Raw genomic sequence first — 18,830 nt, 5'->3', positions numbered from 1 at the left:
ATGCATAGTGTTCACCGTGTCGGTTCGGCGGTGGGGCGCACGCCGTCCGGGGTCTTCAGAATCGCGCTGGTGTAGTGCTCGGTATTCTGCGGTTTGGCCTTGGGCATCGCCTGGACACCTTTCACTGAGCGGCCCCAGCCTGCGGCCTCGGTAACCAGTTTGCCGTTGCGCATCACGAAGCGGCCGCGCAGCAGCGTGTGGATCGGGTAGCCTTTCACCGCACGGCCGTCCCACGGGGATATCTTGCTGATGCTCTGTAGCTCGTTCTCGGACAGGATGCCGGACTTGTTCATGTCCACCACCGCGATATCCGCATGGGCGCCGGGCGCAATCACGCCCTTGGTGCCGTAGATACCCCAGGCCTTGGCCGGATTCACCGAGCTCCAGCGCACGTAGTCCATCAACGTGGCGCGCTCGCGATTCACCTCGGTAAGCATCAGCGCCATCTGGGTTTCGATACCCGGGAAGCCACAGTCGCACTCCCAGATATTCGCCCGGGTTTTCTCTTCCGGCGCATGGGGCGCATGGTCGGTGGCAATCATGTCTATGGTGCCATCCATCATGGCGTCCCACAGCGGCTGATTGTGCCGGGCTTCACGGATTGGCGGATTCAAACGCAGGATGCCGCCCAGATGATCGGTATGATCGGTATTGAGCAGGAGATACTGAGGGCAGGTTTCCACCGTGACATCGACGCCGCGCCGCTTCGCCTCGCGGATCAGAAACAGCGAGTCTGCGGCGCTGTGGTGGGCAATATGCACCCGTGCACCGGTCCACTCAGCCAGCGTCAGGACGCGACCGATAGCCTCGATCTCGGCGACCACCGGGCGGGCGGCCAGATGCGCCAGAGCGTCGATCCGGCCCTCGGCCTGCATGCGTTTCTGCCGGCGGGCCAAAATCGACGAGTTTTCCGCATGCACTACGGTGCGAATGCCCAGGGGCGCGAGTTTTTCAAAGCCTTCGAGCAGGGCGCCATCACTGGGGGAGGGCAGGTTGCCGAACGTGTTGCCGACGAAGGCCTTGAAGCTAGTCACGCCAGCGTCGACCAGTTCTTCCAGGTGGCCGACGGTGTCATCCCCGAGCAACCCGTGTATGCCGAAATCCACATAAGAGGATTCGGCGGCCTTGAGCTTCAGATTCAGCGCCTCGACCGTACCGGTCGGCGGGTTGGTGTTGGGCATTTCGAACACCGTGGTGACGCCACCGCAAGCGGCTGCCGCAGAGCCGGTCTTCCAGGTCTCCTTATGCGGGTAGCCTGGGTCACGGAAATGCACATGGCTGTCGATGGCACCCGGCAGCAGATACATGCCGTCGGCCTGCAATACCTCGCGAGCGGATGGCATCAGGTCGTCATGGCCGACAGCGACGATGGTTTCGCCGTCGATGGCGACCGAGGCTTCGATAATCTGATGGTCGGATACGACGCGAGCGCCGCGAATGACCAGGTCTACTTGACTCATGAATATTCTCCTAGAGCAGGGCCCATCCGCCATCTACCGGCAGATCGACCCCCGTGATTTGACGGGCCACGTCGCTGGCCAGAAACAGGCAGGCGTTGGCGACGTCGTTATCGGTTGAAACGCGTTTGAGGGCATAGTCCTCGGCGTGGCGCACGGCGGCTTCCTCTGGGCTGATGCCGAGCTTGTCGGCCATATTGGCGCAGACCTTGTCGCGAAAGCGCGGACCATCAACCATGCCCGGCGCCACGCAGTTGACGTTGATCCCGTAACTGCCGGCCTCCAGTGCGAAACTCTTGGTGATGCCACGCAGACCCCACTTGGACGCTGAGTAGGCCATGCGCCCGGCGCGACCGCGCATGCCGAAGGTGCCGCCGACGTTGACGATCTTGCCGCCGCGTTGCTCTATCATGGCGGGCATGACGGCGCGCATGGTGTTGAAGCAGCCGGTCATGTTCAGCTGCACAATCTCGTCGAATTCATCCTGAGTGGTTTCCCAACCGGTCTTGCCGATGGGCCCGGATCCGCCGGCAACATTGACCAGCACATCTATCCGGCCGAAGCGGGCGAGGGTTTCTGCCGCCAGACGCTCGGCCTCTTCGCTGCGGGTCATGTCGCATTTGACCACCAGCGCTTCGGTGCCCATGGCGTTGAGTTCCTGGGCAACCTCGTCAATGGCAGCGGTGTCGCGGCCTGCGAGCACCAGGTGTGCGCCCTCACCGGCGAAGCCCAGGGTGACGGCCCGGCCCATGCCCTTGGCGGGGCCCGTGATGACGACGACTTTGCCTTTCAGATCAAGATTCATGAGAGTCTCCGGACCGGTTTCAGAGTTCGCTCGGGCGTGCATCACGCTCGGGCAGGAAGCGGCGATCGAAGATCTGTTCGATGCCCGGGGTGTTATCCAGTTCGTTGGCGGCCACGACGATGTCGATGTTCTTCTTCAACCGCTCATCGTTCACGTCGCCCAGGCCGATGTCGGCAATCTCCGGATGGCTCATGTCGTTGCGTACGGTGGAGAGCATCTTGTCCATTTCCACGCTGCGGTTGAGCAGGGGTTCACGTTTCATCAGCGCATCAATGGCTTCTTCTGGATGGGCAATCGCATCCTGGATGGCCTGATTGACGGCGGTCAGGAAGCCACGAACGGCGTCCGGATGGTTGTTGATGAAATCCTGTGAGAAGAAGATCGAGTTGGAATACAGATCCATACCGTGATCGCCGTAACGAATGAAGCGCAGCTCCTTCTCCGGATCCACACGCATGCCTTTGGCACTAAAGCTGATAGTGGTCAGGTAACCGAAAGCAGCGTCGATCTGACCGCGCATCAGCAACTGCTCACGCAGGTTGGGTGCCATGTTGTTGATGGTCACCTTGGACTGGTCGATGCCGGTCAGTTCGGCAAAAGCAGGAAACAGCTTGAGTGCGGCGTCATTGGCCGGGGCGCCGATGACCTTGCCTTCTACATCCTTGGGCTCCTTGATCGGGCTGTCGGCCTTCACCGCGATGACGAACGGCGGCGTGTTGTAGATCATGTAAACACCCACCGGTGCCCGCTCCGGTTGGGTGGAAGCCAGCTGGATCAGCGCGTTGGTATCACCGAAGCCGGCGTGATACACCCCGGACGCGACCTTGGGCACCGATGCGGCCGAGCCTTCACCCTGGTCGATGGTGACGTTCAGGCCCTGTTCCTTGAAGTAGCCCTTGTCCTCGGCCAGGAAAAACCAGGCCTGAGCTCCTTCGTATTTCCAGTTCAGTACCAGGTTGATATCCGTGGCGGCGAGCGCCGGTGCGCTGCCGGAAAATGCCAGGCCGAGCGCCAGGCTGGCTGCGCCCAGGCGCTTCCAGATGAGGGAACGATAAGACAATAAGGTCATGTTCAGGACTCCTGATGGTGGGATGCGAGTGATGTTTGCAGGGCAGTAGCGGTGGCGATGAAGCCGTGGCACTGCTCAACGAGAAAATGAATGGCGCGTGAAACATAGGCGGGCGACGGCGTGCTGCACGCGTCGGCAAGCAGAATGCAGTCGTAGCCGAGAAAGGCAGCGTCCTGCAGCGTGGAAAACACGCAGCGATCAGTATTGATGCCCGCGAACAGCAGGGTGGTCATACCATTGGCGCGCAACAGGGAGTCCAACTCGGTATCCCAGAAGCCGCTGAGGCGGTGCTTGTTCACACAGATATCGTTGGGAGCTACTGATAATTCGTCCACGATCTGCGCGCCCCATTCCCCCTGGACCACCGAACGGCCATGATCCAGCGGCGATCGCTCCGCATAGCCCACCCCCTCGGCTGAGCGCTTGCCCTTGAAATGCACAGTGGGCGGCAAGTTGAGACGATCCGCGCGAATCCCCCAGTTGAGCCAGAGTACCGGTGCGCCCGCTTGACGCCAGGCCGGCAGCAACCGGTTCAGTAAGGGAATCGGGCGGCGGGTAGCGCGCATACTGATGCCCTTCTGGGCAAACCAGCCGTGCGGATGACAGAAGTCATTCTGCATGTCGACCACCACCAGCAAACTGCGCGACAGATCGATTTCCAGCGAGCTGGTCTCGGTCTCGATCCGCAGCGGCTGTACCGATTCAGGCTGACGAACCAGGCTGATCCCGGTCGCGTTCAGACGCCAGGCATTAGAGCGGGCTGGTCCGAAGGAGGCGGCCGTGACCGAGGACGTAGAGAGTGATTTTCTGTTCATGCCATGGCCAAAGCAGAGGGCATGCCATTTGCGTTGCTGCAAAGCGACCTTTTGACGAGCATTGTGTTGCCGAAATGGCAACGTACGTACGCTTCTCCTTGAAAGGTGGGTGCTGCGGCTGCGCTGTATATTGGGCACGCGCTATGCAGATCACTACGGCCAATCTGAAATGCACCGTATAGCTACAACTATTACGTGGGCACTGAGTGTTGGACATTTCCATCTATGCAACATGGAAGGGCGCTCGCGCGCCTTTATGTTGCATACAAGGTGTTCTGGCGAAGACACCACTAAAGGAGTCAGTCTTGAATCATTTGCGGTTCTTACATTATTTCGACGAGGTCGCCCGTAGCGGGTCTATACGCCAAGCGGCCGAACGCCTGCACATTGCTCCTTCTGCGGTGAATCGACGCATTCAGGATTTGGAGGTTGAACTAGGCATACCGCTGTTCGAGCGTTTGCCACGCAGTATGCGTCTGACCGCCGCAGGTGAGCTGTTTGTGCAGTACATTCGCAGCCGTGCAGCTCATCTGGAACGGGTCCGTTCGGAAATCGAGGATCTACAGGGCCTTCGTCGGGGTTGTGTACGTATCGTCGTCAGTCAGGCTGCTGCTGCTGCCTTTCTGCCGGAGCGCATCGCTGGCTTCAAGCAGAAGCATCCGCTGGTTGAGTTTCAGGTGCAGGTGGGTGATCACCACCGTGCATTGAACTCTCTGCGGACTTTCGAGACGGACCTAGCACTGATCTTTCACCTGACCCGTGAGACCGACATCGTGCGCCTGGATGAGCTGATACAGCCGTTGTGTCTGGTTATGCATCGCGACCATCCACTGGCCGTCAAAGATGAACCGATCAAGCTGCGACAATGCATGGATTATCCACTTGTGCTGCCGACGCCAGATATTGCCGGACGCCAGTTGATCGATGCTTTTCTTGCACGACGATCAATTAAGCTGCGGCCGATGATTGAAAGTAATAGCTTCGAGTTTATGCTTGGCTACCTGCGTTACGAGTTAGCGCTGACCTTTCAGATAGAGATCGGCATCTCTCTAAAGGATGGCGGACTAGTTAGCCGCAAGGTCGCTGATCGTGGGTTCCCTTCGGCAAATCTGGTGTTAGCGTGCCTTCAAAATCGCCAGTTACCCTTGGTTGCTTACGCTTTTGCCGAGTACCTGCGTCATACCTTCGCCAGTTTCAGGAAGTAGCCTTTTGTCGGTTCGGTGTAGCCATCCGTTAAAAACTATGGAAGTTATCTCACCCGGAAATAAGTCACCATTTCTGACCGACTTCGGTCGTGACCGATTTTGAAAGAGGCACGCTGATCACGTAATGGACAGATCACCCGCTTATTTCGCTGTTTCTGACTACCGCATGCTATTTTTCACATTAAGGATGGTCTGAAATAGGTAGCCATTTCTGGCCGACTTCGATCACTACCGATATCAAAAGCTCACTGCGATAATCATTGGCGCCTCCACATCTTCCTGCATGATTTTCGCCTTTTATCTGCTTGATAAAATGGACTTATTCGGTGCCATCAAGTTGGAGCGCGACAAGCATGTGATCCAGAAACTGGATGAGTCCATAGTGCAGAGCATCACCTCATTGAACATGATCATCGCCGAGATCGAGCGTTATCTTCCCGCCACTGTGTGACAGGATGCCGGTGTGGGTATGCAATATTTACCTGCGCCGGATTGAATTGTCCCGGCTTTCGTAGATACTAAATTACCGGAGCAGTCACCGATAATTGATCAGTCTCGTCTTCAATCAACGAACCTATGTCCACACAGGACAAGGCTGTCTGCCTTGACGTTCACTCGATCTTTGTTATGCAAAAATAATTGATTTCCCTATTGCGATAGCTTTTGCTCATTGAGCATGCTGGTTATGTGCGAGCTCGTTCGTACGTATAAGAAAGAAGAATCAGCATGAACACAGAGACCCAAAATGCATACCGCTCACTAGCCAGCCACTTCTACGCCACCCGTTTGCCTGACATCCCGGTCAGTGAGCTAAATGAGTTCAGTATCGTTGGTGCTTTATTGCGGGCTGCGCCTGAATATCGGCCCGACTATTTCAGGCGGTTGCGCAATGCACTCGCGCTGGATCAGAAGCTCCGGAATCACTTCTGGATTGCCCAGGAAATCAATCGGACACTCAATCCTGTTACCGTTTTGGGCTTGCCTCGCAAACGCAAGCAGTCTCGGCGGCAGAGAATTTCTGATGAAGAGTTTGGGAGCTGGGTCAAGGAGCTATTAGCGAAGGAGCAGGTGGTTGAGGCCGGGGCCCTTTTGTTGATCAGTATGACGGGCGCGCGTCCTTGTGAACTCAGTGGCATCAGCGTCAATGGCAATCGCATAGTGATTCCTGGTGCGAAACACAGCCATGGCGGTTTGCGTGGTGCTGACCGAGTGCTTGAAGCCAGTGAGGATTTCTGCAGGCTGGTGAGCAATGCTCTTGAGGCTTTCCATTCTCAAGGCAAGAGCTTGGACGCAATCCGCATAGCGATCCGTCGCGCGGCTCTTGAGACCTTTCCTCGTAGAAAAGTGCCGAGTATGTACACGTTGCGCCACCAGTTTGGATCAAACCTCAAGGCATCGGGCCTGTCGCGGGTCGAAATTGCTTATGTGATGGGTCATCAAGCGACGGACTCTATTGCACGATACGGCGATAAACGATTTGGCCGCGCTGAGGCTGTCCAGGTCAAGCCTGCGTGCGAAGCAGACTTATCGAGAGTTCGAACAACACATGCTGCATACGCTCGATCTCGTTCGAAGGCCTTGCGTATTGATTGCTGATTGTCGAGCTCACCGGGCGTCGACCTTCAGTAGGTCCCCCCAGCGGGTGGTATAGGCGGGAGAGAGCAACTCCCGTCGCATGCTCCATTCGGCTGTTTTGGTGAGGCGCCCCGGTTGCAGCGTTCCACGCCCCCAGCGTCCGTTAATGGCATCCAGCGTACTCATCAGTCGTTCGGTCTTCACGGGCTGTTCAGGGGCAAATAGGTCAGGCGTGTATTCATCCCGACCGCACAGATCCAAGAGCAGTACCTGTGCTTTCGCATAGCTGAATCCATCCCGGTATAGCCGGCTGATACCTTCACGAGCAGCAGCAATAATCAGGCGAGTATCGTCGGTCGGGTAGGGCAGTTGGCAAAGCAGGCCGTTGGCGTATTTGGCCTCACTCGGGTTGAACATACCGGTGCGCCTTGATTCACCGTTGGGTGTCGCAAACCGCATGTGCGATATGCTGGGTGTATCGCAGACCGTTCATGCGACAAGGGGAGCGTATCGCAGCGTGAGCGTGCGACAGCCCAGGTGTGTCGCATGGAGGTGTCGCTGATACACCATCGGGTCCCGGTACATGTGGTGATATGTCGCCGGTCTAAAGCCAAGGTGCGGATTCCACGGTCATCCGGCCACCTATTCCATGAGCATCTGGCCATCGATTCCACGCTGATCCGGCCACTGATTCCACGGCCATCTGGCCACCCAATCGGGCAGGCAGCAACGCAGGATTCCTTCACTACCATCGACCTCTTTTTCGAAGCAGAGAGGTCGTCGTGGAGCGTTTATCCATGCGTAAGATTTGCGAAGTACTACGTCTCAAGTTCGAGGTCGGACTATCGGCTCGCCAGATTGCGGTCAGCTTGCAGGTCGGTCGTGTCACCGTCGGCGATTACCTTAATCGCTTTGCCGCCAGCGGCCTCACCTGGCCCTGCTCGTTGTCCGATGTTGAGCTGGAGCAGCAGCTGTTTCCACCGGCCCCTGCGGTACCCAGCGAGCAACGGCCACTGCCCGATTGGTCTTGGGTGCATGCCGAGCTACGCCGTCCTGGCGTGACTCTGGCGTGACTCTGGCGTTGCTCTGGCAGGAGTACCACCTGAGCCAGCCGCAGGGTTTCCAGTACAGCTGGTTCTGCGAGCACTACCGAGCCTGGCAGGGCAAGCTGGACGTGGTGATGCGTCAGGAGCACCGCGTCGGCGAGAAGCTGTTCGTCGACTATGCTGGCCAGACGGTGCCGGTGATCGACCGTCACAGCGGCGAGATCCGCCAGGCGCAGGTATTCGTCGCGGTGCTTGGTGCCTCCAGCTACACTTTCGCCGAGGCCACCTGGTCGCAGCAGCTGCCGGACTGGCTGGGCTCCCATGCCCGCTGCTTTGCCTTCCTCGGCGGGGTACCGGAGATCGTGGTGCCGGACAACCTGCGCAGCGCGGTGAGCAAGAGCCACCGCTACGAGCCGGACATCAACCCCAGCTACCGCGACCTGGCCGAGCACTATGGTGTAGCGGTGGTGCCGGCGCGGGCCCGTAAGCCGCGCGACAAGGCCAAGGCTGAAGTTGGCGTGCAGGTGGTCGAGCGCTGGATCCTTGCCGCGCTGCGCAACCGCCAGTTCTTCTCCCTGGACGAACTCAACACAGCCATCGCGGCGTTGCTGGCCAGACTCAACCAACGCCCGTTCAAGAAGCTGCCGGGCTCGCGCCAGGCGGCCTTCGACAGCCTGGATCGTCCGGCGCTGCGGCCACTGCCGGAGCAACCCTACGTCTACGCCGAGTGGAAGAAGGCGCGGGTGCACATCGACTACCACGTCGAGGTCGATGGGCATTACTACTCGGTGCCGTATCAACTGGTGAAGAAGCAGCTGGAGGTGCGCCTGACGGCGCGCACCGTCGAGTGTTTCCACGCCAACCAGCGAGTGGCCAGCCACCTGCGCTCAATGCACAAGGGCCGGCACAGCACGCAGGCCGAGCACATGCCCAAGAGCCATCGCGAGCATGCCGAGTGGACGCCGCAGCGGCTGATCCGCTGGGCCGAGCAGACCGGGCCGAACACCGCCGGCGTGATCGGTCACATCCTCGAACGGCGCATCCATCCGCAGCAGGGTTACCGGGCCTGCCTGGGCATCCTGCGCCTCGGCAAGACCCATGGCGAAGTGCGCTTGGAGCTGGCCTGCCGACGCGCCCTCAGCCTCGGCGCGTGCAGCTACAAGAGCCTCGAATCGATCCTACGCCAGGGGCTGGAAAACCTGCCGCTGGCCCAGCAGCACCTGCCCCTGCTGCCGGACGACCACGCCAACCTGCGCGGCCCCGGTTACTACCACTGAACCCAAGGTGCGGAGTGAACCTGCAAAGAGCCAGTTCTTGCGCCCCAACGCCCAGCCGGATCTGGTTCTCTGCCCAATTATTGTCAATGGGTACGGCGCCGTCATCGAGATAGCGCGACAGCGCCGTCCAGCGTTTGAGGCTGTAATCCAATGCTTTGCTGATGGCCGATCCGTCCAATCACCTGGCCCTTACCAAATCGTGCTGGTTTTTTCGGCTTGCGCACCTTAGTCAGATCCGCTCCAGCAACAACCCTCACGAAAATCATTAGCCCATCTCCGCAGCGCCTGTCACCGTATACACCAACCGACTCGGTCGACTGGTGCCCCATGATGTATGCTACGGCCTCATCACTCTCTCCCGATGCCTTCAGGTTTGAGCCCATTTGATGCCTGAAGCTTTTCAGTGTTGGATGCCGTTTGCGACGAGGCCATAGGGCTCGGCATTCTTTGCGCAAACGGTCTCGGATGGCGGTGTCTGTCCTGCAGCATTTGCTCATCCATTCTGCAGCCTCTGCGACGGCTTTGAGGACGGCAGGCCGATCAATAATCAGTGTCCTGTCCGCACCACGATGCAAGGGCGCGCTTTTTTTGCCCCCAACGATGTGTACCTGGTTGCCAATTACTTTGATCGTGCGCATCTCGCAGGGACGGACACCCAAGTAGTAAGCCAGCACTGCACAGACGGCCTCATCATGAAAGTCACGTGAGCGCAGGTGCAGAATGAGCTCCCAGAAATCATCATCGGAAACGGTGCGGACTTTCTTGGGCTTCGGCTTTCTCGGTAGTGTCGAGCCAAGCGCTGTCACCGGGTTGACCAGATGTCGGATCGCTTTCGCCACGTCTGGGTTGCCGCGAGCTACCTGGTCGTGTGCTAACGCGCTCTTAAGCGTGCTGAAGCTGTTCGGACGATACGCTTGAGCTTGAGCGAGCAAAGCCGCGCAAATTTGCGCAGAATTGGGGGTGTCCGTGCCACAGTGTGCGCGGTAAAAATTTGTCGCCCGGGTCTGGTATTTTTTCAAGGTACTCTGGTGCATGGCAGTCATCTCTTCTTGTTGTTTTTGATGACAAAGCTAAGCCGCTCCGCGAACGGCGTTGGAGCAGTCCAGACTCCTCTGAAACCCCTCCGCCTGCGCTACGTGTTTTCTCGTTCCGTCTGAACTGCCCCAACGCCCCCTTACTCGCGCCGCGAGTAAGGGGCGCGGGCTCTCACTCACGCGACACGCTTCATCTTCATTCAGCGTGCGCATGGAGCAAGAGCCCGCGCAAGTGTTTGTCATCAAAAGAAAAAGCAGCCGCGGCAGGCCGCAAAAAAAGCGACCAAGGCAGTTGGGTGAGCTAGGGTCGAAGAATGAGTGGCACGCAAAAAGGCTTGGCAAAAAGGACGTCTTTGGTTATACGGATCTATGATAACGCTTTGATTTATAATGGATTTCTCTGAAATATAACCAAGAAAAACAGTGCCGGTACGGGCATTCCCTGCGCCTAAACTGGCAACGTGGGTGCCCATAGTGACTGTTTTGGGTGCCCGAACAGGCATCGCAGGTGCCGCTTGTGGCAGAGTAAGTGTGTTGCACCTCCGCTTTGCGACACCTCGGGTATCACAACTGGTAGTGCGGCATGGTGGGGGTATCGCATTTCCCTGTTGCGACACGCATGTCGTGTCGCAAAGCTGGCTGCTATTGCAGTCTCCGTCGCAGGGGGAATCTGGTGCTGCTTCCATGGATCTGGTGGGGGCATTGGGTCGTCTCCTGCGCTTGAGGGCAGGCTTCTAAAATGCAAAAGGCCGCCTTGATGGCGACCCTTCCCAGCCCTTCATCGCATCATATCCAGTTGACAATGTTGCTCTGTGTTATGAGGGGCTAGTGCAGCGTCTTCTTGGCTTTCCGGCCTCGCTTACTGCGTCCTGCCTGGCTGCCCATCAAATGTTTGAAGTGCTGCCAGTTGATGGTTGCCAAGGGCAGGTTGTAGCTCAGGTTGCGCTCCAGAATATCCCGCAAAATCAGGGACTCCGGCTTTTCCAAGTAGTGTTCGGTAGTGACCTCTAGCTTGCCCTCGGTGTGCCCCAGCAGATGTGCGATGGTGGTTTCGGGTACACCCGACTTCTGAAGCCGTGTCGCGAAAGTGCGACGGAAGCTTTTAAAGTTGAAGCCACCGTTGAGGGCTACTGGGCAATGCTGTCCGATGAAGCCCGCTCCTGTCACAGGCCCGCAGAAGAAACGGCTCGCGGCACGTGAGTACAGATGCTTTTCGTCAAAGCGCAGTTCTGAAAAAAGCAGGGCATCCGGGCCTTCTGCCTGGCGCCGCTCCATCACGAAGTCTAGGAAACCCATTTCGATCAGCTTCGAGCAGACAGGAATCTCGCGCCTCGATGACGAATTTTTCAGAGACTTGTTGAAGCCGTTGTCGTTAATGCTAATCAGCGGCACGCCGTGAACATCGTGGAACACGTCGTGAACACGTAGCTGGCAAAGCTCGTTGAGCCTGGCTCCCGTGAAGATACCGAGTGGCATCAACCAGAAACAATAGCTGTGGGCATCGTGGCGTACATGGGCTATCGGTGTCCCAGGATCGTATGCCTGATAAGGCCAGCTATCGAAGAGACCAACGAGGTTGGAGTCCAGAAGCGCTTTCGTCTCTACCTGAGATTTAGTCTGGCAGCCATGTACTTTCACAGGCTCAGCAAGCAACTGATCGTTGACAGCTTCGTTGATCATTCTGTTGAAGAGCTGGAAATAGCCTTGCAGGTTGCCCCCTTGGCTCTGCGATGTGCTGTTCTGCTTCAGGAGAGCAGGAAGCTGGTCCTTAAGAGTCTGAATATCCGCACTGCTGAGTTCACAAACTCGCCGCTCTGGATTTTCTGCAGTGAGAACGCGTTTGATCTTCTCCATGCGTGCTCGGAGCATGTACTCGTTCTTGGCGCTGTAGTCGTTCGAGCGCAAAAAGCGAGAGAGCACGGTATCTAGGTATTCACTCAAAAGGGGAGAGTAGTGATAACGGTTGAGCGCATTCACGACCAGTGACAGGTGCGGAATGGCTAGCTCAAGAGACTTTTCATGGCCAGGAGCGGCACTTATGAAAAGGCCATTGAAGAAAGGGATGGATAGATTGGGGGTACGATTTACATTCATGTTAGCCTCACTATGGGTGAGGTCTAAACATAATGCTGGTTATATATACAGTCAATACTCTCTATCGAATTTTCCATCTTGATAGATTTTATTGACAATTTGTCAATATCGAAAAGCCTTGCTAGCAAAGGGGAAATGTCAGATTTCCCCTTTCTCCGGCCTCAGAAATTATTTTTGGATAAATGACTTCCAATGCCGTTTTTCGGACCAACTTGAGCTCTTGAGGGAGGCTTTTCCTCTAGGCCGTCCTACCTTGAAGGAGCCTTGACGGTCTTTCAGAAGCAGGTATTGGGAGTAATGAATATGCTCAACGGGGACCTCGAAGTCGATCTTGTCGAGCTCTTCCTTGAGAACATAGCTCGGATAGCAATCTCCATAGCCACCCGTGGTGCTGCGGTCCGCGTGCCCGACTAGGGCCTTGCCGATCAGCATGTCGAGCTTCTGCCGACGGAATTGGTTGATGAACGTATGCCGCAGGCCGTGGAAAGTCAGCTCGTCATCGCCCAGCCCGCATTGACCCAGGTAACCTTGGTCTTCCTTGCTGGAGCCGATAAACCAGCGGCTTGCCACATGCCCAGGCGACAGATCGCCATACACGCGGATGTTGTCGAAAAGCTGGGCCGACAGATCTCCGTCATTCGCATCCAGGCGTTGCTGATGAAACTCTAAAAACCCAGCTTCAAGAATGGCTTTATGCAGCGGCACGAGGCGCTCGGAGTCCGCCGTTTTTAGCTGACGTGCACCAGAACTGCTGATGCTGATCACCCAGACACCAAGCTCCTCGCGGATATCCCCGAGGCGAAGTTGGCAAAGCTCACTCAAGCGAGCACCGGTATAGAGGCCGAGCAGTGGCAGCCAGAAGCGATAGTCATCCAGTCGCCAGCGCGGAGGTTCTTTGAGGGTATACGCGGGGCCATTAAGCAGTTGCTCAATCTGCCGGTGAGTGTAGGTGCGCTTGCGTGGTGAGGGGGCGCCTTTCGTGCTGAACACCAGGCCAGCGGCAAGGTTCTCTTTCAGATAACCCTGGTCGTGCGCATAGCCGACGACCGCCCGCGCTAGCTCAAAAAACTTCTTAGCTGTGCGCGCATTGATGGGCTCGTACTTGCCACCCTGGATGATTTGGCTCAAGGGCTGATAGCGTGTGGCCCGCAGGCGGTGGCGGTTTTTCGGATAGCTACGGAGCTGATCGCGCAGTGCGTTGAAGTCTGAACGGCTCAAAGAGTCGAGTGTCCTGTGACCACCAATGAGCTCGGCAAGTCCTTCGAGACGTGCATGCATCGTGATGCGTGTGCGCGGATTGCTCCAAGCCCCTTCGCGGATTTGGCGCTCTTCGAACTCATTGACGAGTGCAGCAAAGTTGAGCTGCTCAGGATTGCTCAAGCCCGCTGGAATCAAACGGTCATTACTTGCCGGGGTGTCAAACAGCGTGGCCAGTTTCGTTTTTTGTGCCTCGGGCAGAACGCTGCTCAGCGCACTGAGCAGTGCCAGGGTTCCGGGATCCTGGGGGACAGGAGGGGCGTCATTTGCAGCGACCAGCTCCGGAAGTGAAGTCATCGGTTCGGCTGGCGGGATTGGCCCTAGCGTCCGGCGAATCAGATCGCTGATTTCTTGCATTGCACGCTCATAAGCATCAGTCGAATTGTGCTCGACAAAGCTCTGCAGCAAGGCCTTATCGATCTGAATAAGCGTTGCTTGGATCATCAGCAACGCGACGATCGGCGAACTGGTCAGCAGTTCGATATTGATTTCAGACGGGCGCCGAGGGTTCGCTTTCAGGCGAGGGTGACTGAGCGGAATACGCAGAGAATAAAGCCCGCTTTCCTCCTGCACGATGAGGAAGCGGTTGCAGATTTCAAGCGAATCGATGTCCACGTGCTGTTGATTCAGCCAGAAGCCGACGGCGTACGCGGACTGGGGTAGGCTCGGCGGAATGTGCAGCAGATTCCGGCCCTGGTCCGGGCGCGCGAAGCACAGATATTCATAGAACGACATCAGAGAGACGAGAGGATGCCCGGGGGCGTAACGGATACCTGTGAGCGGCAGCGTCTCTAGAGCTGTGATGGCGTTGTAGATGTAGATCGCTGCGCTGTTTGCCACTGCGGGGTCGCGAGTACCGAGAGGCCAGTCGAAGCGCGTGAAGCCGATATTGAGGACTTTCGTTAGCTTCTGACTAGGGAACAGCGCGAAGTGTATTTCTCCGCCTGGCTCTTCAGTAAAGAGAACCGGGTGCTCTTGGCATTCCCTCATCAAACGCTCATAGCCCGGCGTGGGGTCAATGGATGCGAGCTTGCTGGGAGAGGGGCGAATACGCCACACCATCCGCGTGCTCTCCAAATTTTGCTGCACGAGGTGGTGTAGTTCTTCGAGCTCGAAGAGAACGTTATGCGAGGAGAATCGAACACGGTCCTCATTGGTTTTTTGCAGGAATTGCTTGAACCGCAGGTTCAGATGCGCAGCCAGGTTGCGAGCAAGCGCTTCGTCATAACCCAGAGACCAGCGGATTTGCGCTGGTAGCTGTGGGTTGAGCGCGAAATGCTTGGGAAAGGTGAGGTAGTACTGAAAGCCGGTTTTGGCTTGATAGACCAGGTGCTGAACACCGGTTTTGCTTTGACGCTTGGACATGATGGCATACCTATTTGGATTCACAGTTGGACTGTGTGAAATCCATTGCCATCAAATCGTGTCTGAAACCCGCGGTTTAGACGGGTTTCAGACTGTATTTGGTGGAGCCGGGGGGATTTGAACCCCCGTCCGCCAGTTCTCCACTGTCGGTACTACATGCTTAGCCGTGTCTATTGAGTTAACCCTCAGCCGCCCGACGGGCAGGGTGCATTGGGCGAGTTGTGTAAGTTTTAGCCACTTCGTCCACAACGTACTACGCGGCGATCCTGTTCTGCATGACAATCACTTCAGGTTTACAGGCATCCCCTAGTGATCGCTGGAGCCGAAGCTACCAGAAGGACTAGTCGCGCCGCTTACGCAGCGAGAGCGTAGCCCTCGTAGTTTTCGTCATTGGCAACTATAGAAAGTTGCAACAGTTGATTTACGACTTCTGTTACCAAGTCGGCATGCACCTCGAGCTTCGCTACCGGCGTCGAATCCTAATCGGCCCCAAAGCTTTGCGGTTACGGATAGGACATGAGTTTACGGCAAAGGTTCCTCTGCGTCGACTGCGGATTCCATCGCAGGGCGCTATGATGGCGCCCTGCGTCTGTCTGCGCTTGCCCCCGGAAGGAGCCTCAATGCCGAGTTCTAGCCGCTACCCTCTGCGTCAGTGGATATGGCGGGCGTTTGTGCAAAGTGCGCTCATACCGCTGATTCTGGTGGAGTCGGTGCTGATCGCGGTGTATCTGCTGAGCAATCAGGCGATTCGTGATGCGCAGATCGAACACTTGCAGGAAACGGCAGTCAAGGATCTGGCCAGTGCCGCGCAACGTGAAGGACAGATCATCGATGGGCGCCTGCGCTCCATCGAGTCGCTGGTGCAGGTTTATCGTGAGGCCGCGTACGAGGCGTTGCTCGATACGCGCTTCCAGGCCGATGAGCTCGAGCATCAGCGCCACGCAGTTACTGACAGTGGCGTGTTCTATACCCGCAGCGATGACGGGCGCGCAGCATCCTTCTATGCCAACAGTACGCCGCTGGCGCAACAGGATCACGCCAAGGCCATGCGGCTGTCGCAACTCGATCCGCTGATGCGTTCGATCCAGCAGGCCAGCCCGCTGGTAGCGGCGCTGTATTTCAATACCTGGGACAGCTACAACCGCATTTACCCCTGGTTCGATACGCCCGCGCAGTATCCCCATGACATGGTGATACCCGATTACAACTTCTATTACCTTGCTGACGCCAAGCACAACCCCGAACGCAAGGTGATGTGGACCGAGGTTTACCTCGACCCGGCAGGCCTGGGATGGATGATGTCGGCCATCGCCCCGGTGTATCGCGAGGACTTTCTCGAAGGCGTGGTCGGTCTCGACGTGACCGTGGGCCAGATACTGGGCGAGATTGCCGAACTCAACGTGCCTTGGCAGGGCTACGCGATGCTGGTCAGCCATGACCACAACATCATGGCGTTGCCGAAGGCAGGGGAGCTGGATTTTGGTCTGCGTGAGCTGACCCAGTACTCCTACGAAGAGGCCGTGCGCCGTGAAGTACTCAAGCCCGAGGACTTCAACCTGGCCAAGCGCGAGGGTATGGAGCCATTGCTTCAGGCGATGAACGAGGGCAATGGCAACGTGCAGGAAGTGCTGCTCGGCGGCCGCAAGCAACTGGTGGCCTGGAGCGAAATTCCGCAAACCGGCTGGCGCTTGCTGTTGGTGGTGGACGAGGAGCAGATCTTCCATGACACCAACCAGTTGGCCGAGCGTTACATGCAGATCGGCTATCTGCTGATTGCCGGCCTGGCAGCGTTCTATCTGCTGTTCTTCGCCCTGATGTGGCTGCGTTCGCGCAACCTCAGCAAGCAACTTGCCGAGCCCATCGATGGCATCGTCGACATGGCGACCAGCCTGGGGCAGGGCAAATATTTACCAGCCGTGCCGGACAGTCATATCGCCGAGGTCAGTCGCCTGGCTGACGCCGTGCAGCAGGCCGGCAAGCAACTCAAGGCCAGCGAGCATGAGCGGCAGGAGGCGCAAAGCATTCTGCAACTGGTGCTGGAGAGTACAACTGAAAGTCTCTGGCAGATCGATACCACCGACCTGACCATTGATCTCAGCGAGCGCTTCGTCCGGCGTTTTGGCCTGGGTGCGAATCACTTGACGCTTAGCGAGTTCAACCAGCGCGTACACCCCGATGATCTGGAACGTCTGCGTCACCTGCGCAAGCTATTCGCTGACAGTGGCGAAGAGTATTTCGACGCCGAGTACCGCTATCTCGATTGCCGCGGTGATTACCTCTGGCTGCTCAGCCGTGGCAAGGTCCTGGCGCGTGACGCGAGCGGCTGGCCGCTGCGTATTGCCGGTACGCACGTCGACATCACTCGGCTCAAACAAGTGCAGGAAGAACTGCGCCACGCCAGCCTTGAAGCGCTCGCGGCCAGCCAGGCCAAGAGTCGCTTTCTGTCGAGCATGAGTCACGAACTGCGCACGCCGCTCAACGCCATCCATGGCTTCGCCCAGTTGATCGAGATGGAGGTGCAGGACAAGCACGACGCCAAACTGGAGACCGATTACGCGCGCGAAATTGTCACCGCCAGTCGCCATCTCACTTCATTGGTAGACGACATTCTCGATCTGTCGAGCATCGAGAGCCGGCGTCAGCAGCTGCAGTTCCAGCCGATCGAAATCGGCGCGCTACTCAACGGTTGTGCCGAGCTGGTGCAGCCTGAAGTGCAGCAGAAACAGTTGCAACTGCAGGTGATGGAGGCAGCCAATCCGCCCTTGTTCGTACAGGGCGACCCGCGCCGGGTACGGCAGATTCTGCTCAACCTGCTGTCCAATGCGATCAAGTACAACAGCCCGCGCGGCATGATCCGCATGGGCTACGAGGTGCGTGCCGACTGTGTGCGGTTGTGGGTTGACGACACTGGACCGGGGCTTTCCAGCGAGCAGCAGGCGCAGCTGTTCCAGCCTTTTCAGCGTCTCGGCCGGGAAAGCTCGAATATTCCCGGTACTGGCATCGGGCTGGTGCTCTGCCGCGAGCTGGCCACGTTGATGGAAGGCGAAATCGGCGTGCGTAGCGAGCCTGGTGTCGGTAGTCGTTTCTGGCTCGACATCCCCAGTGCGGCCAGCCCTGATGTGTTCGGCGACGAGACTGCCGAGGTGCCGGCGCAGGCCGTGAAAAGTCTGGTGCAGGTGCTGTGCGTGGAGGATCATCCCGCCTGCATGAAGATCCTGCAGGCATCGTTGCGTGAGTTTGCCGAGGTCAGGGGCGTGAGTTCATGCCAGCGGGCACTGGCCGAATTGCAGGAAAGTGAGCCGGCACTGGTGTTGCTGGATATCGACCTGCCTGACGGCAATGGGCTGGATATTCTCGACGCCATGCGCGCTGAGCCGCGTTTGCGTGATGTGCCGGTGATGGTGATCAGCGCGGTGGCCGATGCACGGTTGTTCGAGGATGCCAAAGCGCGCGGCGCTTCGGCCTGCCTGAGCAAACCGGTGGATCTGCAGGAGGTGCGTCAGGTCGCGCTGGGCTTGCTGTACAGCGGTTATTGAGCAAGCCCAGCGTGATTCATTCGCTGGCGGCCAGCAGGTCGAGGGCTTCGCCCAGCACCTTGACCGACTCGGCATGATCGCCGGCCTTGTGCAGGGCTTCACCTTCGGCGCGCAGCTCCTGCACCTTGGCCAGCACCTCTGGGTCGGCAGGCGGATCGCTTTGCAACAATGCATCGATCTTGGCCATATCCTGCGGGCAATGCATGGCCCACAGTGGCAGGCTGATCAGGGTTGCGGCGAGAAACATGAGCGTGCGACGCATGGTGACTCTCCTGAAACGGGTGGCGGGAATTTC

Annotated in this window: 13 protein-coding genes, 1 other RNA gene and 2 pseudogenes; 5 read left to right on the top strand and 11 right to left on the bottom strand. The window is 57.8% G+C overall.

Translation table 11 applies throughout. The features are described from left to right. Positions 1-11 precede the first annotated feature (11 nt). Genes allB through N5J71_RS02215 form a run of 4 tightly spaced genes read right to left on the bottom strand, consistent with a single transcriptional unit; the run spans position 12 to position 4,188 of the window. Positions 12-1,460 (bottom strand): allantoinase AllB, encoded by a 1,449-nt coding sequence (allB, locus tag N5J71_RS02230; protein WP_003459776.1) that lies wholly within the window; start codon positions 1,458-1,460, stop codon positions 12-14. A gap of 10 nt (positions 1,461-1,470) precedes the next feature. Continuing rightward, positions 1,471-2,262, bottom strand: a complete 792-nt coding sequence (locus N5J71_RS02225; RefSeq protein ID WP_003459778.1) for an SDR family NAD(P)-dependent oxidoreductase — start codon at positions 2,260-2,262, stop codon at positions 1,471-1,473. Positions 2,263-2,281: 19 nt separating this feature from the next. Further along, positions 2,282-3,331: an ABC transporter substrate-binding protein gene (locus N5J71_RS02220; protein ID WP_003459780.1), complete on the bottom strand. Its 1,050-nt coding sequence runs from the start codon at positions 3,329-3,331 to the stop codon at positions 2,282-2,284. A 2-nt stretch (positions 3,332-3,333) separates the two neighbouring features. Beyond that, positions 3,334-4,188 carry a cysteine hydrolase family protein gene (locus N5J71_RS02215; RefSeq protein ID WP_156157184.1) on the bottom strand — a complete coding sequence of 285 codons (855 nt, stop codon included), beginning with the start codon at positions 4,186-4,188 and terminating at the stop codon, positions 3,334-3,336. A gap of 263 nt (positions 4,189-4,451) precedes the next feature. Between N5J71_RS02215 and N5J71_RS02210 the strand changes: the two genes are divergently transcribed. From N5J71_RS02210 to N5J71_RS02200, 3 genes are all read left to right on the top strand, one after another. Then, positions 4,452-5,351 (top strand): LysR family transcriptional regulator, encoded by a 900-nt coding sequence (locus N5J71_RS02210; protein ID WP_279916208.1) that lies wholly within the window; start codon positions 4,452-4,454, stop codon positions 5,349-5,351. A 313-nt stretch (positions 5,352-5,664) separates the two neighbouring features. After that, positions 5,665-5,802: a hypothetical protein gene (locus tag N5J71_RS02205; protein WP_156157183.1), complete on the top strand. Its 138-nt coding sequence runs from the start codon at positions 5,665-5,667 to the stop codon at positions 5,800-5,802. Between the two features lie 275 nt (positions 5,803-6,077). Continuing rightward, positions 6,078-6,947: a site-specific integrase gene (locus N5J71_RS02200; RefSeq protein WP_257598490.1), complete on the top strand. Its 870-nt coding sequence runs from the start codon at positions 6,078-6,080 to the stop codon at positions 6,945-6,947. Positions 6,948-6,956: 9 nt separating this feature from the next. Here the strand turns inward: N5J71_RS02200 and N5J71_RS02195 are convergent, their stop codons facing one another. Further along, positions 6,957-7,343, bottom strand: coding sequence for a DUF4113 domain-containing protein (locus N5J71_RS02195; RefSeq protein WP_257598491.1), 387 nt, complete (start codon positions 7,341-7,343; stop codon positions 6,957-6,959). A 380-nt stretch (positions 7,344-7,723) separates the two neighbouring features. Between N5J71_RS02195 and istA the strand changes: the two are divergent. Further along, positions 7,724-9,249 (top strand): annotated as a pseudogene (gene istA, locus N5J71_RS02190) (IS21 family transposase). A gap of 6 nt (positions 9,250-9,255) precedes the next feature. On the opposite strand, the pseudogene N5J71_RS02185 reads toward istA, so the two are convergent. The 5 genes and pseudogenes from N5J71_RS02185 to ssrA form a co-directional block, all read right to left on the bottom strand. Next, positions 9,256-9,424, bottom strand: a pseudogene (locus N5J71_RS02185) (IS66 family transposase); the annotation flags it as partial. Continuing rightward, positions 9,351-10,283, bottom strand: a complete 933-nt coding sequence (locus N5J71_RS02180; RefSeq protein ID WP_071537056.1) for a site-specific integrase — start codon at positions 10,281-10,283, stop codon at positions 9,351-9,353. The gene N5J71_RS02180 and the pseudogene N5J71_RS02185, both read right to left, overlap by 74 nt. 825 nt (positions 10,284-11,108) lie before the next feature. Next, the gene (locus N5J71_RS02175) at positions 11,109-12,377 is read right to left on the bottom strand and encodes a site-specific integrase (protein ID WP_033987917.1); all 1,269 of its coding nucleotides are present in this window, start codon (positions 12,375-12,377) and stop codon (positions 11,109-11,111) included. Between the two features lie 168 nt (positions 12,378-12,545). After that, complete coding sequence (locus N5J71_RS02170; RefSeq protein ID WP_033987918.1) at positions 12,546-14,999, bottom strand: site-specific integrase; 2,454 nt, start codon at positions 14,997-14,999, stop codon at positions 12,546-12,548. A 99-nt stretch (positions 15,000-15,098) separates the two neighbouring features. Next, positions 15,099-15,490: a transfer-messenger RNA gene (gene ssrA, locus N5J71_RS02165) on the bottom strand. A 129-nt stretch (positions 15,491-15,619) separates the two neighbouring features. Between ssrA and N5J71_RS02160 the strand changes: the two genes are divergently transcribed. Beyond that, a complete protein-coding gene (locus N5J71_RS02160; RefSeq protein WP_004423348.1) occupies positions 15,620-18,535 on the top strand; it encodes a hybrid sensor histidine kinase/response regulator in 2,916 nt (971 codons plus the stop codon). Between the two features lie 16 nt (positions 18,536-18,551). Here N5J71_RS02160 and N5J71_RS02155 read toward each other — a convergent pair whose 3' ends face one another. After that, complete coding sequence (locus tag N5J71_RS02155; protein WP_004423350.1) at positions 18,552-18,797, bottom strand: PA2433 domain-containing protein; 246 nt, start codon at positions 18,795-18,797, stop codon at positions 18,552-18,554. Positions 18,798-18,830: the final 33 nt, after the last annotated feature.

The organism is Ectopseudomonas oleovorans (genome assembly GCF_029845265.1).
In the GTDB taxonomy this organism is placed as follows: domain Bacteria; phylum Pseudomonadota; class Gammaproteobacteria; order Pseudomonadales; family Pseudomonadaceae; genus Aquipseudomonas; species Aquipseudomonas oleovorans.
Note: the sequence above shows the minus strand (reverse complement) of the source record. Positions and strands in the feature narration are given on the sequence as shown.

Coding starts and splice junctions, on each gene's coding strand:
- allB (WP_003459776.1), bottom strand. CDS start 1,460: ATGAGTCAAGTAGACCTGGTCATTCGCGGCGCTCGCGTCGTATCCGAC.
- N5J71_RS02225 (WP_003459778.1), bottom strand. CDS start 2,262: ATGAATCTTGATCTGAAAGGCAAAGTCGTCGTCATCACGGGCCCCGCC.
- N5J71_RS02220 (WP_003459780.1), bottom strand. CDS start 3,331: ATGACCTTATTGTCTTATCGTTCCCTCATCTGGAAGCGCCTGGGCGCA.
- N5J71_RS02205 (WP_156157183.1), top strand. CDS start 5,665: ATGGACTTATTCGGTGCCATCAAGTTGGAGCGCGACAAGCATGTGATC.
- N5J71_RS02200 (WP_257598490.1), top strand. CDS start 6,078: ATGAACACAGAGACCCAAAATGCATACCGCTCACTAGCCAGCCACTTC.
- N5J71_RS02195 (WP_257598491.1), bottom strand. CDS start 7,343: ATGTTCAACCCGAGTGAGGCCAAATACGCCAACGGCCTGCTTTGCCAA.
- N5J71_RS02180 (WP_071537056.1), bottom strand. CDS start 10,283: ATGCACCAGAGTACCTTGAAAAAATACCAGACCCGGGCGACAAATTTT.
- N5J71_RS02175 (WP_033987917.1), bottom strand. CDS start 12,377: ATGAATGTAAATCGTACCCCCAATCTATCCATCCCTTTCTTCAATGGC.
- N5J71_RS02170 (WP_033987918.1), bottom strand. CDS start 14,999: ATGTCCAAGCGTCAAAGCAAAACCGGTGTTCAGCACCTGGTCTATCAA.
- N5J71_RS02160 (WP_004423348.1), top strand. CDS start 15,620: ATGCCGAGTTCTAGCCGCTACCCTCTGCGTCAGTGGATATGGCGGGCG.
- N5J71_RS02155 (WP_004423350.1), bottom strand. CDS start 18,797: ATGCGTCGCACGCTCATGTTTCTCGCCGCAACCCTGATCAGCCTGCCA.